Annotated in this window: 15 protein-coding genes; 1 reads left to right on the top strand and 14 read right to left on the bottom strand. The window is 50.9% G+C overall.

Annotated features, from left to right (window positions below; translation table 11 throughout):
• Positions 1-125 precede the first annotated feature (125 nt).
• The 7 genes from ACQY8X_RS08910 to ACQY8X_RS08940 form a co-directional block, all read right to left on the bottom strand.
• Positions 126-539 carry a hypothetical protein gene (locus tag ACQY8X_RS08910; protein ID WP_428034794.1) on the bottom strand — a complete coding sequence of 138 codons (414 nt, stop codon included), beginning with the start codon at positions 537-539 and terminating at the stop codon, positions 126-128.
• A gap of 15 nt (positions 540-554) precedes the next feature.
• Entirely contained in the window at positions 555-1070 is a 516-nt protein-coding gene (locus ACQY8X_RS08915; protein ID WP_428034795.1) for a hypothetical protein, read from the bottom strand.
• Between the two features lie 314 nt (positions 1071-1384).
• Positions 1385-1801, bottom strand: a complete 417-nt coding sequence (locus tag ACQY8X_RS08920; protein ID WP_428034796.1) for a hypothetical protein — start codon at positions 1799-1801, stop codon at positions 1385-1387.
• Positions 1802-1840: 39 nt separating this feature from the next.
• Positions 1841-2470: a 3'-5' exonuclease gene (locus ACQY8X_RS08925; protein ID WP_428034797.1), complete on the bottom strand. Its 630-nt coding sequence runs from the start codon at positions 2468-2470 to the stop codon at positions 1841-1843.
• Positions 2471-2475: 5 nt separating this feature from the next.
• Complete coding sequence (locus ACQY8X_RS08930) at positions 2476-3228, bottom strand: DUF1456 family protein (protein ID WP_428034798.1); 753 nt, start codon at positions 3226-3228, stop codon at positions 2476-2478.
• 107 nt (positions 3229-3335) lie between these two features.
• The gene (locus ACQY8X_RS08935; RefSeq protein WP_428034799.1) at positions 3336-4280 is read right to left on the bottom strand and encodes a 2-hydroxyacid dehydrogenase; all 945 of its coding nucleotides are present in this window, start codon (positions 4278-4280) and stop codon (positions 3336-3338) included.
• Positions 4281-4311: 31 nt separating this feature from the next.
• Positions 4312-6786, bottom strand: a complete 2475-nt coding sequence (locus tag ACQY8X_RS08940; RefSeq protein WP_428034800.1) for a two-component system response regulator — start codon at positions 6784-6786, stop codon at positions 4312-4314.
• A gap of 472 nt (positions 6787-7258) precedes the next feature.
• On the opposite strand from ACQY8X_RS08940, the gene ACQY8X_RS08945 reads away from it, so the two are divergent.
• Positions 7259-10777, top strand: coding sequence for an ATP-binding protein (locus ACQY8X_RS08945; RefSeq protein ID WP_428034801.1), 3519 nt, complete (start codon positions 7259-7261; stop codon positions 10775-10777).
• Positions 10778-10872: 95 nt separating this feature from the next.
• On the opposite strand, the gene ACQY8X_RS08950 is transcribed toward ACQY8X_RS08945, so the two are convergent.
• The 7 genes from ACQY8X_RS08950 to folD all read right to left on the bottom strand — a co-directional run bounded on the left by ACQY8X_RS08950 (position 10873) and on the right by folD (position 18208).
• Positions 10873-11118, bottom strand: a complete 246-nt coding sequence (locus ACQY8X_RS08950) for a GlsB/YeaQ/YmgE family stress response membrane protein (RefSeq protein WP_428034802.1) — start codon at positions 11116-11118, stop codon at positions 10873-10875.
• A gap of 40 nt (positions 11119-11158) precedes the next feature.
• Positions 11159-11953 carry a hypothetical protein gene (locus ACQY8X_RS08955; RefSeq protein ID WP_428034803.1) on the bottom strand — a complete coding sequence of 265 codons (795 nt, stop codon included), beginning with the start codon at positions 11951-11953 and terminating at the stop codon, positions 11159-11161.
• 166 nt (positions 11954-12119) lie between these two features.
• A complete protein-coding gene (locus ACQY8X_RS08960; RefSeq protein WP_428034804.1) occupies positions 12120-12794 on the bottom strand; it encodes a sarcosine oxidase subunit gamma in 675 nt (224 codons plus the stop codon).
• A gap of 2 nt (positions 12795-12796) precedes the next feature.
• Positions 12797-15697, bottom strand: a complete 2901-nt coding sequence (locus ACQY8X_RS08965; RefSeq protein ID WP_428034805.1) for a 2Fe-2S iron-sulfur cluster-binding protein — start codon at positions 15695-15697, stop codon at positions 12797-12799.
• Positions 15694-16011, bottom strand: a complete 318-nt coding sequence (locus ACQY8X_RS08970; RefSeq protein ID WP_428034806.1) for a sarcosine oxidase subunit delta — start codon at positions 16009-16011, stop codon at positions 15694-15696. Before ACQY8X_RS08970 ends, ACQY8X_RS08965 begins: the two co-directional genes overlap by 4 nt.
• Before the next feature lie 10 nt (positions 16012-16021).
• Positions 16022-17266: an FAD-dependent oxidoreductase gene (locus ACQY8X_RS08975; RefSeq protein ID WP_428034807.1), complete on the bottom strand. Its 1245-nt coding sequence runs from the start codon at positions 17264-17266 to the stop codon at positions 16022-16024.
• A gap of 51 nt (positions 17267-17317) precedes the next feature.
• Positions 17318-18208, bottom strand: a complete 891-nt coding sequence (gene folD, locus ACQY8X_RS08980; protein WP_428034808.1) for a bifunctional methylenetetrahydrofolate dehydrogenase/methenyltetrahydrofolate cyclohydrolase FolD — start codon at positions 18206-18208, stop codon at positions 17318-17320.
• Between the last annotated feature and the right edge of the window lie 5 nt (positions 18209-18213).

Below are 18213 nucleotides of genomic sequence, written 5' to 3' on the forward strand. Positions count from 1 at the left end.
ATATCGGCGACATCGCTGCAGCGTCAAAGCACGGCAGAAATAATGATAAATAATTGAAACATATTTCTATATTAGCATTAGAAAATATCTAAGCAGATTCGATATTATTAAGACCGCTTCATTCACTAAGGTATGATGTAATACTCATCCTTCAGGACACTTATCGCCTCCTCCTCACTCATATTTGCAGAGTCACAGAGAATAATGCCATCGGTAATAGGAACTGAAGTAATGTCACCATAGGCATATCCGATGCCACCCACGAAGGAGATAGCAATTCCGGTAGAGCTCGACTCGCCGTCCACCAGCAGTAAGGATTTATATGCGCTACCAGCACACAGACTCTCTGCCCGTTTCTGCCAGTTTCGTTGGGTTGCTCCTTCCTCCCTCCAGAGTATCGCCGAATCAGCTTCTCTTATGAAATACAACCCTGGGCGAATCGTTTTAACAAAACTCCTTTGCTGATCAAACTCATTTGTTGAATTACTAGCGCAACCAGCTAAAAGAGCAAGTAGAAACGGTACTAATAAAAATTTCATAGGCGTTCCTTGAAATTATTGAGGATTACAATCGTCATACTCCTCAAAACTATCTTGCTGTGCGATATTTGACCCAGCCTGAGTACTCCATAGCTCAGCAGTACAACGTCCTGGGCTCTGAGTTATATCGCCCAGCAGCCTGATTTCATAGTCTTTGCCTGATTCCGGCGTGAATTTTACAATCGATGAACAGCTACCATTAAATGGCCCAGCCACGGTAACCATAAACAAGTTCACTGGCTCGTTTACAGCGACATCAACGCCCTCGGCATTAACCTCAGCGATCAAAGGGTTGCCTTTATCGAGTACCATAAAGCGGGTAGCTTTATTCTTCCCAATCTCTTCGTGACAGGTTTTGAAAGTCTCCAATTTAAACAATGTTGAAGTGTAGCCTAACAAAGGAGCTGTGATATTTCTGGTTACCACTACGTTTGCAGTATCAGTATTTTGCGGAGGCACATAATCCTGCACTGAAGCACAGCCAGTCAGAACCAGAAGACACGAAAGGGCTGAAATATTCTTTTTCAACATACCTATCCTTGATATATAAAACCGATAATGTTACTGGTTTGCAAAACCAGCCGGTCAAAACTTCAATTAACTCAGAGAAAAGCCTAGTGACAGCTACTGCATTCTCGTCCGCTGAAAATGAGTAAAACTCATTGATCAGTTACGCGGCCCACTTCACAGATCGGAGCCAGCGTGTTTCCATAGAACGGGGATATTGACAAAAAAACAGAAGAGTTACAAACAGATGAGCATCAATCACTACCCACAATGAGACACCCACTAATAATCTGGCATCGGCAAGTATCGCTACGATGTTCAAGCCCTGTGGGTCTTGCCTAGCCTCTGATACGCTCTAACATCGCTGTCTGAGAATCAACGGCGTGGTAGGCGTCCTCTAACAACTCAAACCCGGTGAAGATAATCTCCAGCGCCCGGTCGTTGGTCAACAACAACACGATGGTATAGTCTTTGGTTTTTTCGATCTCATAGGCACCGGATTTAAACCAGCTGTTGGCCAGTTCCAGCTGTTCCAGATAGTCTTTACGGGAGACTGAGTGAAACTCCAGTGGAATGGTATCATTGCCTTTAAACTGCACCGCAGTATAGGTTTTAGGCACAGAGAGAAAATCCCGTTTAGTGGCATAGACAACCGTCAACAGTGACTCACCCTTCGGACTGTGACTAATAAAGGAGCAGTCGGTGCCAGGCTCAGTTTCCAGTGCGGGAAGTTCTGAAAATTTCTTTAAAATCATGCTAAAAAATATCCTGTAAACGATTATGACGCAGCGCTTTCAGCGTACCAGCTGAGCGACTTTTTGCCCATGTCCACTGTCCTGCAACCCCTGCACAATTCGTAATGCAGCATAGGCATCATTGGCCGCATAAAGTAACTGCGCATCACTCAGTTTTGGCAACGCCCAGTTAGAGGTTGAGACTCGTTTTGATTTGTTAAACTTCTGCTGAAACTGAACCGCGACAGCGGCTTTTACCCCCAGCTGACGCCGGTAACCCAGTTCTCTGTAGACCGTATCGAGATCGAGAATGCTCTGAATCTCGACACCAAATTTACGCCGGATATGGCTGCGGTCTGACTGCAAACCAAAACCCGCTTTAACAACCTGTTTCGCTTCCAGCACCTGACGGATAAGCGGGTAAGCCTCCTGATCATGCAACTGAAAAATATAGCCGGTCGAAGCTGTCGACAACTGCACCACATGGGGGCCATCAGAAGCCTGATCTTTACGAAACACCGGTTTTGATTCGGTGTCAAAGCCAACTAAATCGCAACTCAGCAGATCCTGAAGAGCGGATCTCAGCGCCTCAGCGCCACGGGGTTGCTGTATCTGTTCCAGCACCATGCCCGAAAACGGGGGCAGCAGAGCGATCTCTTCCCGCGTAGGAGGCAACAGTTTCTCTTTCATTCAGCTCAGCTCTTCTTCGTGCTTTTTGCCAACGCCTTGGCCCAGACAGAGTTAGTGTCAATCACCGTTTCTTTAGCAGCCGTATCAGCCGCCACCTTTTTAATCGCGGGCTTAGCCGTGCTATGTTTTCTCTGGCCGGGCTTTTTCACATCGCGTTTTTCACCTGCGGGCTTATCAACGACAAACTGAACATCCGCTGCCTGACGTTTTTCAGCAGAGGGTTTACGAACCGGTTTAGCCGATGTAGCGACAGCAGTGGCGGTGATTCGCTGAGGTTTATCTGCTTTAACGGAAGGGGTTTTATCACGCATCTGGCTCTGCAATCCACTGAGAAAATTGCGTAGCACCTGATCCTGACATTCACGATAGTTCTGGTGACCCTGCTTACGAAACAGTGCACTCAGCTCATGTTTACTCAGTCTGACGCCAGCCAGTTTTAGAATTGCCAGAATATCGTCAGCGGTCAGATTAAGGGCGATCTTCAGTTTGCGAAAGATAATGTTGTTATTCAGCCGCTTCTCCGCCACCGGCTGGTCCCCCTCCTGCCGGCCCCGCTTTTCGATAATCAGACCATTGAGGAAGCTGGCCATCTCAACATCGGGCATACGGACATAACCGCTCTCTTCCTCTTTTTTCAGCCAGCTGGTGAGCTGCACCCGGGTTACCGCCAGTTCGGCATGACGAAATACCCCAATCATTTTGGTATCACTGAAATCAAAGGTATAGCGCAGGCGGCGCAGAATATCGTTATTGGTCACAAAAAGAGTCCGGACAGTAGAGAATCAGGCCGTCACTTTAACACGATACGCCCTGTTCAGCCCGTATTCTTTAAAACCTGATGGCAGTCAAAACAGTCGTTTGAGGCTTAATAGCCGCGCGCTTTATCGACAGACTGAGGAATGCTGCCTTCGGCCAGATAACGACTGATATTGTCGGCGACAATGCGGCTTGCTGTGGTGACGCTGGTGGGCGCTGAGATATGCGGCAACAGGGTAATATTAGGATGTCCCCACAACGGCGATTGCGGTTGTAGCGGTTCCTGTGTGAACACATCCAGCACCGCATGACTGAGCTGTCCCTGCCCCAGAGCCTCCAGCAGATCCGACTCAACCACCGTTGCGCCGCGGCCAAAATTGATCAGTGCTGCCCCGCTTTTAACCTGTTGAAAGAACGCCCGGTCCATTAAACCCTGGGTATCAGGTGTAAGAGGCAGAAGATTAACAATAATATCCACCTCAGCGAGTAGTTCTGGTAACTGCTGCTCCCCAGCGTAGCAGGCAACAGACTCAATATGCTTAGCTGACCGGCTCCAGCCTGAAACACGAAAGCCATTATCCACCAACCGTACAGCGCACTTCTCGCCCAGAGCACCCAGTCCCAGCACAGCAATGTGCCGGTCAGCTGCATCGGTATAGGCGAGTTGCCGCCATTCACTAAAAGACTGCTGCTGCCGGTATTGAGGCATATCACGATGCAGATATAGCACCCAGGCCAGCACCGCTTCAGACATAGTCTGTGCCAGTTGCGGATCGGTCAGACGGACAATTTCAAACGGCAGATGTGACAGATTAGCCATCATCCCCTCGACACCAGCCCACACCGAATGGACCCACTTCAGCCGGGAGAGTTGTGCAACCTCTGCCGGATCAGGATTCGCCACGATAGCGATCTCTATCTGCCCCTTATCTACCTCAGAGAGTTGAGAAAACTCACGGATATCACAACCGGGTAACTGCGTTTGTATTGTATCTATCCAGTCACAGGTTTCCTGACGACTGAGCTGATGTATAAAAGGGATTAAGGAGCGCATGCAGATCTCGTATTACCGTGTTCGCAAACGACTATATAAAATAGAGGTTGCCAGCACTTTCACTATGATTTTTTACATCATCCATAAAGCGTATAAATTCATCAATAGGGAGCGGCCGACAGAAGAGATATCCCTGCCCTATCTCACAACCCAGTCGCATCAACTCATTCAGTTGATCCTGAGTTTCTATTCCTTCGGGGCATACACGTAAGTTGAGTGATTTCCCCAGCGCAATAACATTTTTTACGATCGCCAGGCTGTCAACATTATTAGCCATATCCTGTATAAAGGACTGGTCAATTTTCAGGACATCAATATTGAACTGCTGTAGATAGGTCAGGCTGGAATAACCCGTTCCAAAATCGTCCAGCGCGATAACAACCCCCTGATTATGTAGCGCTTCTATATTCTGTTGGGCGACCTCAATGCTTTGCATCAACGCACTTTCTGTTACTTCAAGTTCCAGCATTTCCGGCGGCAAACTACTCTGCCCAAGGATCGTCATAACCCTGTCAACAAAATCAGTCTGCTTCAATTGCGAAGCCGAAACATTCACCGCAACCGGCACTTCCGGATGATCCGGAAGCCATCCGTCGGCATCAGCACAAGCGATCGCCAACACCTGCGCGCCCAGCTCGTCAATCAGGTTCAGCTCCTCAGCTATCGGAATAAAATCACAGGGTGAGACCAGTCGTCCACTTGAGTCGCGCATTCTGACAAGAGCTTCAACACCAACAATCCGATACTCCCACAGGGAGAACTTAGGCTGATAATGCACCTCAAAGCTCTGATTCTTGATGGTTGTACGGATGAGTTGCTCAACGGCATGTCTCGATAGTAAAGCTTCTTCCAGATGATTGGAAAAAAAGCAGTGACGCCCACGCCCTTCGTACTTAGCCCGATACATCGCCACATCGGCCAGACGCATCAGATCTTCTTCATCGGTGGCATCGTCGGCCGCAATACTGATGCCCATGCTCACCGACAGACTGCACTCCCCCACATTCAGCTTGAATGGCGCATCCATCTGACGATGAATATTGATCGCCATACATTCGACCTGGCTGACATCATCAATATAGGGAATCACCATCGCAAATTCGTCACCACCAATTCTGGACAGTATCGAACGGGGCCCTCTCAGTCTCCTGAGCCGGTCTGCAACCTGTTTTATCAGGCTGTTCCCCTGACTATGGCCTAACGAATCATTGATGTATTTGAAGTTATCCAGGTCGATCAGAATTACAGCTGTTTTCAGATTAGACGCATCAGTTAAGGCAATAGCATCCTCAAGCCTTTGCTGTAACTGAATCCGGTTAGGCAGACCGGTCAACTGATCATAGTGAGTCAGATAATCCATTTTATCCGAGATCGCTACTGTCTCACTAAGATCGCGGAACACCATAACCGCACCGTTGATGATACCATCAGGACCAACCACTGAAGCAACACTCCCATCGATGGGATAGACCCGGCCATCCTGACTGATCAACTGGCTATTAGGGGGAAGAGAGTGAACCGACTGGTTTACCAGTACATGCCGTATTGAGCCATCCGCTGTGCCGCCACTCAGTCCGTTACGTAAGATAAATACCCTTTCAACAGGCACGCCGTATGCCGCTGAGGGTGACACCCCTGTTAAACGTTCAGCGAACGGGTTGATATAGGTGACGCAACCTTCGGTATCGATGGAGATAACCCCATCCCCCATCACGTTAAGAATGACATTATATTTGTCATTTTTAAGTTGCAGATCGCGCTCAGCTTTTTTCAAAGAGGTGATATCCAGAAGAGTCAGTAAATATCCCTCATCACCATTTACCGGGTTTGGTGCCAGGAAGCTCACCTGAAGGTAGCGTTCAATACCGTTATGCAGATAGCTTATCTCGGGGGCTGATCCTGGTCTTTGCGTAGCAAAACGTCTGAACATACGGGCCAGCCTGAGAGGTAAAAGATCATCAACCGAACGACCGAGCATCTCATCAGCAGAGAGACCAAACCAGCTACCATCGAAATCATTACTATATCTATTTACCCAGTCGCTGGTCCAGTAAGTGACCTGTACCGGCAAGCGGGAAATCATTGATTTTAATTGCTGATGTTCCTGTTTAACCTGTTTCATCTGAGCAGATTGCTGCAGGTGATTTTTCACTTTCAGGCGACAGTTTTCAACATTGATCGGTTTAGTCAGATAATCGACACCTCCAGACCCCAGCGCCTGAGTTTCGATCACTTCGCTTTCATTTGCCGTAATAAAGATGACAACCGGATGTTCAAAATCAGGATCTGCCTTGAGAATTTCGCACACCTCGATACCGCTGAAATCCGGCATACTGATATCAAGCAGGATAAGATCAGGTCGATATAACCGAGCCTGCTGCAACGCAGTTTTACCACAATCCGCTTCGATGATCTCAGCCATACCACTGACAGTGTCTGCTAACAAAAGGCGGGTAGTTTCATCATCATCGACTAATAGAACTGTTAGTGGAGCTTGGGTATCCATTCTCATTATTCCCATACTCATATGCGTTAGGACTAACCCAGTCTTTAGAGGTATTACTGAAACACTCTGTTGCAACTAACCAAGCCTGTCGGATATGTAGGTTATGAACCAATTATAGACAATCTTTAACATTCTACTACTATATAAATTCTATTCTGGAGATAAAAAAACCATCTAAAAAACCACAAAGAATGTAAGTAATATATTGATATTATTAAATTTTTAACAAAGTGAAATTGACGCCCCGACAGACATAACCCAAAATTAGTAACAAAAAGGACGTAATTAAACAGTCTCACTAAAGAGGTTGCGAATGCAGATAGTCAGCGGCAAAAACTGATAAAGCTATGAGTTTATTCATGTTATGTCAGCCGCGACCGGTAGCGACATTAAGGCTTGCTGCTTTTATTAACTATTTTGTTATCTATCTGCCTCCCTGCACTACCGGGCAGACAGACTCAGGGAGAGTTATATGCAATCAGCATTAAAATTACGTCAGTTTCATCTGGGAGTGGCCATTGCCGTTATATTATTCCTAACGCTCTCAGCAGCCATTTATCTGCAGGCACAAACCAGTATCAGAGGAGATCTGTTCGCCAATCAGAACCAGTCTCTGAAACAGATTGAACACTATTTGAATGATCAGCTAGACACTCAGCGCAAGCAAATTCTGTTTATTTCCCAGCTCCCGGCCATTGAGGCGATTGTCTATAAACTGACTGATGCCGGCACCTCTGACTCTCACGAAGCGCCCAGCCTGAATCAATGGAAGCAGCATCTGCAACAAACGTTTCTGGCATTTGTGAGGACAACCCCCGACATTCGCCAACTCCGCTTCATTGGTATCGCCAATAACGGACGTGAGCTGGTGCGAGTTGATAGCCGTGAGGGCCAACTCAGTGTCATTTCCGAGCAGAAACTCCAGTCTAAAGGTGATTCAGCCTATTTTAAGGAGATAACACACTCAGCCGATGAGTCGGTCTATTTAAGTGATATTGAGTTTAATCGAGAGTCTGGCAAGATCGAATTGCCGGAATGGCCCACCTACCGCCTGGCGGTCAGAGTATATGATGCCGACCATACACTATTCGGCTTTGTCATTATTAATTACAACGCCGGGCCATTACTGCAGAGATTGAACAACATGAACCATTCAGGTGGTGTATTTTTGCTCAATAACCGTGGTGATTTTGTGTTACATCCCGATCCGGAGGTCGCTTTTGCTTTTGAGCGGGGCAACCCATTCACCTGGCAAGACTATTCCAACCAGACAGAACTGCTTAGCGGATCACAACACTGGCAACAGATAAGAACGCCTGAAGGTGATATGCTGAACTACATCGCCAGCCAGATTAATCTGGGAAGCAATAGCCAGCCAAGACCGTTCACCGTTATTAAGACACTGACAGAAAACGCTATACAGGCGCAGATATATAAACATTTCCTGGCAACATTCGCCGGCTTGTTGATCGTCTTCACGATTGCACTTAGCGTGATTGTTCTCTACCAGAAAGCCCTCTCGACCCGCAGAGAGTTACTGAAAGCCCAAAGCAATTTCCGCGCAATTGTGCTGGGGTCTTCAGACGCGATCATTACCGTTGACCAGGACGCCTGCGTGAAAGACTGGAACCCAGCAGCCGAGCGGCTGTTGGGCTACAACGCTGAGACACTGCTCAACCTCAATATATGTCACGCCATAGCGGATACCGATGCGAGCAACCAGTGCCTGCTATCGGTACAGGACGTCATTGCTGATGGCAGGATACGCACGAATGAGGTTGAGATAAAAAACCGTGAAGGGCAGATCCGTCATGTGGAGATGACGCTCTCGGCAATTAAGGATAATAGTGATTCCCAGCACACTGCCACAGCCGCAGTGATCATTCACGATATTACGGCGCTTAAACAGGCGCAGGCGCTGCAGCTTAAGCACAATGAGGCACTGGAGCAACAGGTTGAAGCACGCACCCGTGAACTGCAGGACGCCGTCAGTGAAGCCCGGGCAGCCACCGAATTAAAAAGCCGCTTCCTGGCCAATATGAGCCATGAGATCAGAACACCGATGAACGGCATATTCGGTATGCTGGGATTACTCCGTAAAGGGCCGCTCAGCCGCCGCCAGCAACAACAGTTAGAGCTGGCAGAGAGCAGTGTTAAATCGCTGACCCTGCTGATCAACGATATTCTGGACTTTTCTAAAATTGAGGCCGATAAGCTGGAGCTTGAGTTTATTGACTTTGATCTTCACAGACTGCTGCACGCCTGTGTCCAGTCGATTTCGTCTGTCGCCTACAGCAAAGATATTGAGATGATCGCTCATTTGGTGGATGTAGACATCCCCTGGGTCAATGGAGATTCAAACCGGATTCGCCAGGTTGTCAATAATCTGCTCAGTAACGCCGTCAAGTTTACCATGACAGGACAGATCTGCCTCAAAGCAGCCACCTATATGAAGGATGACAAAACGCTCTGGCTGAGCTGTTCAGTACAAGATACCGGCATCGGCATCAGCTCAGAGAAACTATCCGGGATCTTTACCTCCTTTTCCCAGGAAGAGAGCGGAACATCGCGACAATATGGGGGCAGCGGCCTGGGGCTGACGATCTGCAAACAACTCTGTCAACTCATGGGTGGTTCGATCAGTGTGGTCAGCGAAAAAGGGTATGGCAGCACCTTTTCCTTCAGCATCCCCCTCAATCCAGCGACCACCAAAGCAGCCTCAGCATTTAAACCGGACCTGGGCGGCCAGGGGGTCTGGATAGATGCAACACAACCCAGCACATCAGCCAATCTGACGAAAATTTTTCATAGCTGGGGAGCACGTGTGACGCTGTCAGATGCAAACCAGTTTCATAATATATACCCATCGCCCTCCTACGACCTGCTGGTTGTTGATTCAGTCAATTACATCCGGCTGAAGCCCGGTATTGAGCATTACCTGCAGCAGAGCAACCCATCAGCGCAGGTGATGATCATCGATAACTGGCACGCCCCGGACCTGATTGATCCGGCGGTTCTGGATTCAGACACCGTGTTAATTGACTCACCGGTGACGCTGGTCAACCTGTCAGCAGCCCTTGAAGCATTAAAGCTCGACCGCAGACATACCGAAGGGGAGCCGCCCGTTTCAGATACACCACAGCTAAACTTCCATAACCGTAACCTGCTGGTTGTCGATGACCACCGGATCAATCGTGAAGTACTTCAGGGACTGCTGGAAGACTATCAGGCCCATATACTGCATGCACAGAACGGCCAGGAGGCCATTGAGATCCTCCGCCAGCAAACCGATGATACCGTGCTCGCCATTATCATGGATTGTCAGATGCCAGTGCTGGATGGCTATGAGGCGACCCGGAAAATCCGTGCCGGGGAGGCGGGCCCAATCTATAAGAATGTCCCGATCATCGCCTTAACCGCCGCGGCCCTGCAGGGCGAGAAAGAGAAGTGCCTGCAAGCGGGTATGAATGACTATCTGAGTAAGCCCTTTGAACCGGAGACACTAAAACAGCTGCTGTGTCAGTGGCTGCCCCACGTTATTGAAGCCCCGGCCCCGGTTAACCGTGCAGAACTGCTCACGCAGAGTGACGCTTCACAAGCCCCCTCGCCGCTCTGGAATAAACACAAGGCATTGCAACAACTGAATCAGAAACAAGCGCTGTTACAACGTATTATTGAGATCTATCTTAAATCCGCCCCTCAGATTCTGAAGACTCTTCAGGATGCGGCACAATCTGGCGATACCGCCGCGCTGATCAGTGCAGCGCACAGCTTAAAGGGCACCTCCGCTAATGTCGGAGCAACCCGTATCGTGGAACGAGCCCGTCTGCTGGAGCTGGAGGCAGCGCAGATGAGCGGCCATGAGATTGCAACAGAAGTGTCACATCTGACTGAGGATATTCAGCAGTTCAGCGGTTTACCGGAACTGCTGAAATTCATGCAGGCGACAGACGTTAAAAGCAATGATGATAAAAACACTGCGGACAAATGAGCTGGTGACAAATGTACTGGTCACTAAAGCCTCAACAGATCACATCTGGCTCCAGAGGTTGAAGCTTTAACCGACTCAGGGAAGTTGTGAAGCTTTTACTTCAGTTTCTTATAAACAAACAGCAGAATAAAGGCACCAACGGTTGCGGTTGCAATGCTGCCAAGGCTCAGACCATTGAGCGTACCAAAACCGATCAGGTTACCAAGATAACCCCCAACAAATGCACCGGCAATACCCAGCAGAGTGGTGATGATAAAACCGCCACCATCCTTCCCTGGCATAATCCACTTTGCCAGTACACCTGCGATTAAACCTAAGATAATCCAGGACAAAATCCCCATAACCACACCCCTTTTATATTTCCTAAACTGTTATAAAAGATCAGTTTAGCTCAAACCGCAACGAAATTTCTCCATATTTTTCATACTCTAAGGTGAAATCTGCCTCAGGATCAACCTCAATTACCCCGGCATAGGAACTGGTGATCACCAGCTGACCCGCCTTTATATCGATACCCCGCTGGCTTAGAAAATTAACCATCCAGAAGAGTGGCTTTTGAGGATAGCCTGAGGGATGTTTGCCCTCTATTTGTCGGCATCCACCTTGCAGCGAAGGATCCGTAAGAACAAAGCGAATGTCTGATGCAGCACAGGCCTGTTCAACAGTGATTGACGGGCCAACAAAAAGCCCCTGATTAAACAGACAGTCGGCCAGATGGTCGAGATAACTAACTGAGTCGGGTTCAGCATAACGACTCAGAATCAATTCCAGTGCCAGATGTGCCCCGGACAGGGCGTCCAGTATCTCTCCTTCACTGTAGGGTTCCCGTCGATGCGGCAGATCACACCCGAAACGAAAGGCGATCTCTGGCTCAATTTTGCACACCCCCTGATCCAGCTGAATCGGACAGGGTGAATCGGTGCAGATAGTGCGGCTAAAAATCGGCGCGATTACCGGGACATTTTCCAGCCCATCAATAGCGATAGGCAGTGCACATTTCCAGCCGCCAACCCCCTGCCCGGCTAATTCCATCTGTGCAATCAGTGACTGCTGAATCGCCAGCGCTTCTTCTGCTGTTGCAGGGTGCTGTTCCGGGGGCAAAGGTCCGCTGATCTGTTGATTAAGGCGGCGGGTAAGCAAAGCCTGAGCCGCTGCCCGGATATCAGTTTGCTGCATATGTTGTCCAAGCCTGGTTATGAACTCATCGAAAGCACTCACTTTACTGCAAAGTCTGGCAATAGGAAGGGGTGTATAACAAATTGACGGAAAATAAAAAAACCAGTGGCATCGGAGGAGATGCCAGCCGGTTTTTGGGTGATGGAAACGGTAAAGGTTGCTCTGGTTATTGACTGTTCAGCAGCATATTCTGGCCTGCGGGAGCGCCCTCAAACTCAGCCATGGCATCCAGCAGGGCGTCCCACAAATAGCCGGCAGACGCACTGTCACTGAAAATTGAATAGACGGTTTTCCCGGCCATCTGATGATGACAGATAATGCCGCCGACTCTGGCCAGCGAGGTCATCACCAGATCGCCGGGGGTAAAGCTTTCCTCTCGCAGGTCGACAGCGCAGACTTTAGCCATAATATCCGCCAGATGCTCACCCGCCAGCGCCAGCCAGGTATAGCTGTCGTGGCAGTAAACCGGATAGATACCGGGGCCGCTCAGCTGTTGCTGCAGGGCGTCCAGATCGAGGTCCGCGGAGGCTCCTGGCAATGCCAGCACCCAGTACTCGGTACGTCCTAAGCGCAACACCATGACGCCCTCGTCGGAGACGGTCAGGGTGTTTGGCTGTTGCGGGTGCAACAGTCCTGCGGCCAGCAGCGCCTCACCCGCATTAGGGCCACGCAGACCGATACGCGGGCGCACCGACAGATCGATCAGGCCGGTGGCCGGATCACCCTGTTGCGCATAGCTGAGCACCTGGGCAGCACCTGCCACTTCGGCAAACTCGGCTTGTTGATGAGTACGATAGATAAAGCTACGGCTGTTAAACAGTTCAGGTTTAATCACAGTCATGGTCACATCTCCTGTCTCAGGTTGTCAGGATCGTAGAACGGCAGCTTAACGACATCCGCCAGAATCTCTTCACCATCAACCCGAATACTGATTTTCGAGCCGGGCTCACTGTCCGCAATATCCGCGAACGCCAGGCCAATAATGGACTGACTGACCGATGAGTACTCACAGGAGGTCACGTTACCAGCAATCTTATCCCCTTTCAGCACCAGATGGCCCTCTTCCGGTTTAGTGCTGTTAAACGGCAGTTTAAAGCCCACCAGTTTTCTCGTTTGCGGCTGCGCCATCACGATATCCACCGAACGACAGCCAACAAAGAACGGCTTCTTGCGGTTCACCGCCCAGGTCAGATCCAGCTCTCCGGGATGGCTCATACCATCGGTATCCTGGCTGACAATCAGATGACCCTTTTCCAGGCGCAACAGACGCTGGGTTTCGACCCCGAACGGCCGGATATCAAAGGCTTTACCCGCCGCCATCAGTGCATCCCAGAGCGCCTCACCGTAACGGGTAGGCACATGGATCTCATAGCCCAGTTCGCCAACAAAACCAACCCGCAGCAAGCGTGCAGGAATACCGGCCACCGTGCCTTCGCGATAGGCCAGATAGGGGAACGCTTTCGGGCTCAGATCAACATCGTCCACCAGCGTTTCCAATACTTTACGGGAATCAGGGCCCGCCAGGTTGACCGCAGCAAAGGCCGAGGTAACATGAAGAATATCCACCTGCAGACGCCACTGGGCGTTCCATTTCGTCATCTCCCGATAGACCCGCTCGACACCACTGGTGGTGGCCGTGACATAGAAGTGATCGTCAGTGATACGACAGGCAACACCATCGTCGATCACCACACCATGTTCATTGGTCATCACCGCATAACGGGTTCTGCCAACCGGCTGTTTCAGGAAGGCAAAGGTGTAGATACGGTTCATAAACTCGGCGGCATCCGGGCCACGCACTTCGATTCCACCCAAGGTGCTGACATCGATCAGCCCCACCTTAGAACGGACATGCTCTGCCTCTTCGCGAATCCAGCGATCCCGTTGCGCCGCATCGCCATAATAGGCAGGACGCCGCCAGTTACCGGCAGGGATCATCTTCGCCCCCAGCTCCAGATGACGATGATGCATCGCCGTGTGCCGCCGGGGATCAAAGATCCGCCCCGCCAGATGCGCCAGTTTTTCCGGGGCAAAAGGTGGACGTGCGGTGGTCACACCGGTTTGCGTTACCGTGCGGTCGGTTGATTTTGCCACCAGCCGGGCGGTCGGCAGCGCCGAGTGACGGCCCTGTGATGGCCCCATACCCACCGTCGAAAAACGCTTCACCAGCTGCACATCGCGATAGCCCAACCGGGTCGCGTTGACGATATCTTTAGCCTGCAAATCCTCATCGTAATCGACAAACTCTTTGCCTTTAGGGTGGCAGAAGATCGGCCAGCTGAAGTTAGGTTTAGCCTGACAACTAACAGGCTGTTCAGCCTCATCACTGAGTTGAAGATTACGCAGTGCCCGTATTGCGGCATTACTGCCATCCGCAAGTACCGCATCGAGACTATGCAGACCATTCACAGAACCCGCAATATGCACGCCCTGAGGAAGACCAGACAGCGTAAATTCTGCAGTATCATCATTATAGGAAAGCTGTGCACCGGCCTGGCACAGCAGTTGATACGCTGGCATATAACCCGCAGACATACACAGCAGATCACACTCCAGCAGGGTCGCCATTTCACTTACTTCACCCTCAGCAACGATGCTGCGGATATCGACGCCGCGAATATGTTTATTGCCTTTGGTGGGTAACGCTTCATAGACGGTGCTGTTCTGAATAACCTGCACCCCTTTCTGCTTCACCGCACCCAACAGTTCCGGCCAGGGGTGCTCTTTACGCAGATCAACAATCGCAGCCACCGAAACACCGTTGGCCAACAGCTCCAGAGCGGTGAGATAGCCATCATCATTACCGGTCAGCACCACCGCGGTGCTACCGGGTTTCACCCCATAGAGTTTCATCAGCCGCGTCGCCGCGCTACAGAGCATAATGCCGGGCAAGTCATTATTACGGAACACCACATGCTGCTCATAGGAACCGGAGGCAACGATGCACTCCTTAGCCCGCAGCTTATACATCCGTTTGCCCTTAATCAGCGGCAGATAGTTCTCGGTAAACCAGGCGTTACAGACGGCGTCGGTCATCACCTCAATATTGCTGTGGGCGGTGACTTTTTCGATCAGTTGCTGACGCAGGTTATCCGCCCGCAGGCCCTCAATATCGAAGCGGTTATAGGTCAGCGCACCACCCAGCAGCGGCATCTCTTCAACTAATAACACTTTGGCACCGGCATCAGCGGCTTTTAGTGCAGCACTCATCCCCGCCGGGCCAGAGCCAATGACAACTACATCGGTGAACAGGTATTTTTTGTCGTAGTATTCCGGCTTAAACTCAAGGTCCAGCTTTCCCAGACCCGCTTTCTCGCGGATAAAGCTTTCCCACTTGTCCCACACCCCCATCGGTTTGAAGAAGCTGCGGTAATAAAAACCGACCGGCATAAAACGGCCAAAGTGTCCCAGATAGGCATCTTTGTCCCCTTCCAGGGTGCCATTATAGTTCTGCCCCTCGACACTGATCCCTTCACGGATCATCTCACGGTCAGCCAGCACATTGGGCTCTCCGCCCAGCTGCACTAAGGTATTAGCATCCTGACCCGCCATTGTCAGCGGTGCCCGGGGACGGTGGTATTTAAATGAACGCGACATCAGCCACTGTTGGTTTGCCAGCAACGCACTGGCTATACTATCGCCTTCAAAACCTCGGTATTGCTTACCTTCAAAGCTGAACGACAGCGGTTTTTCCCGATCGATCAGCAACCCCATCGGGGCGTTAAGGCGCTTCTCGCTGCTCATGCTTGTATCTCCTCAGGCTGACCACTCTCAGCTTTTTCGGCAAAGTCGACCCGGTGGGTGAAAATTTCAGAGGGGTCATAGGTACGCAAAATCTCATCGCTGCCGGTATGACGCTCGGCAATAAACCAATAGCCGGACGGCGCATGCAGCCACCACTCAGTAACGACACCGATCTGGTTATCGCTATAAAACACGTAATCGGCCCACTCTTTATCAGTACAGTTGTTCGGGTCGGGCATCTGACGCAGCTCGCCACCATGGACAAACTCATTACTATTTCGGGGTCCGTTCAGCGGACAATTAATAATTTTCATTGCAGATTCCTCAGTGACTGGCCGCTGTCGCGCCCATCTCATTAACCTGACGGAAGCTATCAAACCGCGCCATAGAGAACGGTTCGATCAGCTCCGGAACCTTGCCGGTGGCCACCAGCTCGGCCATGGTTTTGCCGCAAATAGGCGTTGATTTAAAGCCCCAGGTGCCCCACCCCGCATCCAGATAGTAGTTATCGACCGGACTGAGTCCCATGATTGGACTGTAATCCGACGTCATATCGGTCAGGCCCGCCCACTGGCGCATCAGTCGCATATTCGCCATAAAAGGGAAAAGCTCGACCGCATGGGCCAGCAGGCTCTCTTTCAGATCCATCGTGGAACGGGTGCTATACAACGGGTAAGGGTCAGAGCCACCACCAAACACCAGTTCGCCACGCCCCGTCTGCTGCACATAACAGTGCAGGGCCGGTGAACTCACCAGCGGATCAAGGAACGGCTTAACCGGCTGAGTCACCATCGCCTGCAGCGGATAGGTAGTGACCGGCATACGGATACCCGCCATCGCGGCCACCACCGAACTCATACCGGCCACCGCCTGCACCACACAACCACAGCTGACTTTGCCGCGGTTGGTGTCTACCGAGGTCACCTTGCCATGCTCGACATTGACACCGGTCACTTCGGTGAGCTGATGTAGTTCAACACCGCGCTGTGTAGCGCCTTTAGCATAGCCCCAGGCCACCGCATCATGACGCGCCGTAGCGCCATCGATATGCCACAGACCTGCCAATACAGGCTGATCTGCAGGGTTCATATTCAGGGTAGGCACCAGTTCGCGGATCTGCTGTGGATCGATCAGTTCGGTTTTGCCACCAAAATGTTTGTTCACTTCGGTGCGCTGGCGAAAGCCCCGCACCGCCGCATCAGAATGTGCCAGGGTCAGCTGCCCCCGGCGGGAGTACATGATGTTGAAGTCGAACTCGTTGGACAGTTCCTGGAACAGTTTTACCGACTCACTGTAAAACTTAACCCCTTCAGAGGTCAGATAGTTGGAACGGATTACTGCGGTATTCCGGGCGGTGTTGCCACCGCCCAGATAACCTTTTTCCAACACCGCGACATTGGTAATACCGTGGTATTTGGCCAGATAATACGCCGTCGCTATACCGTGACCGCCACCGCCGATAATCACTACATCGTAGTGAGGCTTCAGCGCCGACGGTGCCGGCAGATCCGCATTCTTTTCAAACGGGTAGTCTTTATTCAGACCGTATTTCAGTAATGAGAAAGGCATTAACCTCTCCTCCATTCAATGTCGCATCTTCTGAATTTATTCACGGGGCTATTACACATCTGCCGGTTCAATAGACGCTTGTTCAGAAACCTGTTTTCGTGCTGCAGTGAGGGTGTTTTTCATCAGACAGGCGATCGTCATCGGCCCGACGCCGCCCGGTACCGGAGAGATCGCAGCAGCAATCTCTGCCGCTTCGCTGAATGCCACGTCACCCACCAGGCGCCGTTTTCCATCTTTCTCGACGGCATTGATACCCACATCGATCACCGTTGCACCCGGTTTAACCCAGCTACCTTTAATCATCTCCGGACGCCCTACCGCAGCCACGAGAATATCCCCCTGCCGACAGATCGCTTCGATATCCTGAGAACGGGAGTGAACAATAGTCACCGTGCAGTTGGCTTGCAGCAGCAGCGCCGCCATCGGCTTACCAACAATATTGGAGCGCCCTACCACCACCGCATGTTTTCCTGACAGATCCCCCAGCGTCTTTTCCAACATAATCATGCAACCCATCGGCGTACAGGGGATCAGCGCAGCACCGCCAGAAGCCAGTGCACCGACGTTGAGCGGGTGAAAGCCATCAACGTCTTTCTCTGCTGCGATCAGGCGGATGATCTCCGGCTCGCTGAGGTGTTGTGGCAACGGCAGCTGCACCAGGATGCCATGAACAGAGGGATCGTTATTCAGCTGCTCAACCAACGCATTAAGCTCGGCCTGAGAGGTGTCGGCTGGCAGCCGGTGTTCGCTGGATTTAAACCCTGCTGCCGTTGCCTGTTTCACTTTATTGCGCACATACACATGACTGGCCGGATCATCCCCCACCAGCACCACCGCCAGACCCGGGATCACACCGCATTCAGCGATAAACTGACGGGTATCTAGTGCCAGCTGTTCGACCACCGAGGCGGAGATTTTTTTTCCATCGATTAAACGGGCCATATTCA

This window comes from Amphritea sp. (genome assembly GCF_050300915.1).
Classification (GTDB): Bacteria; Pseudomonadota; Gammaproteobacteria; order Pseudomonadales; family Balneatricaceae; genus Amphritea.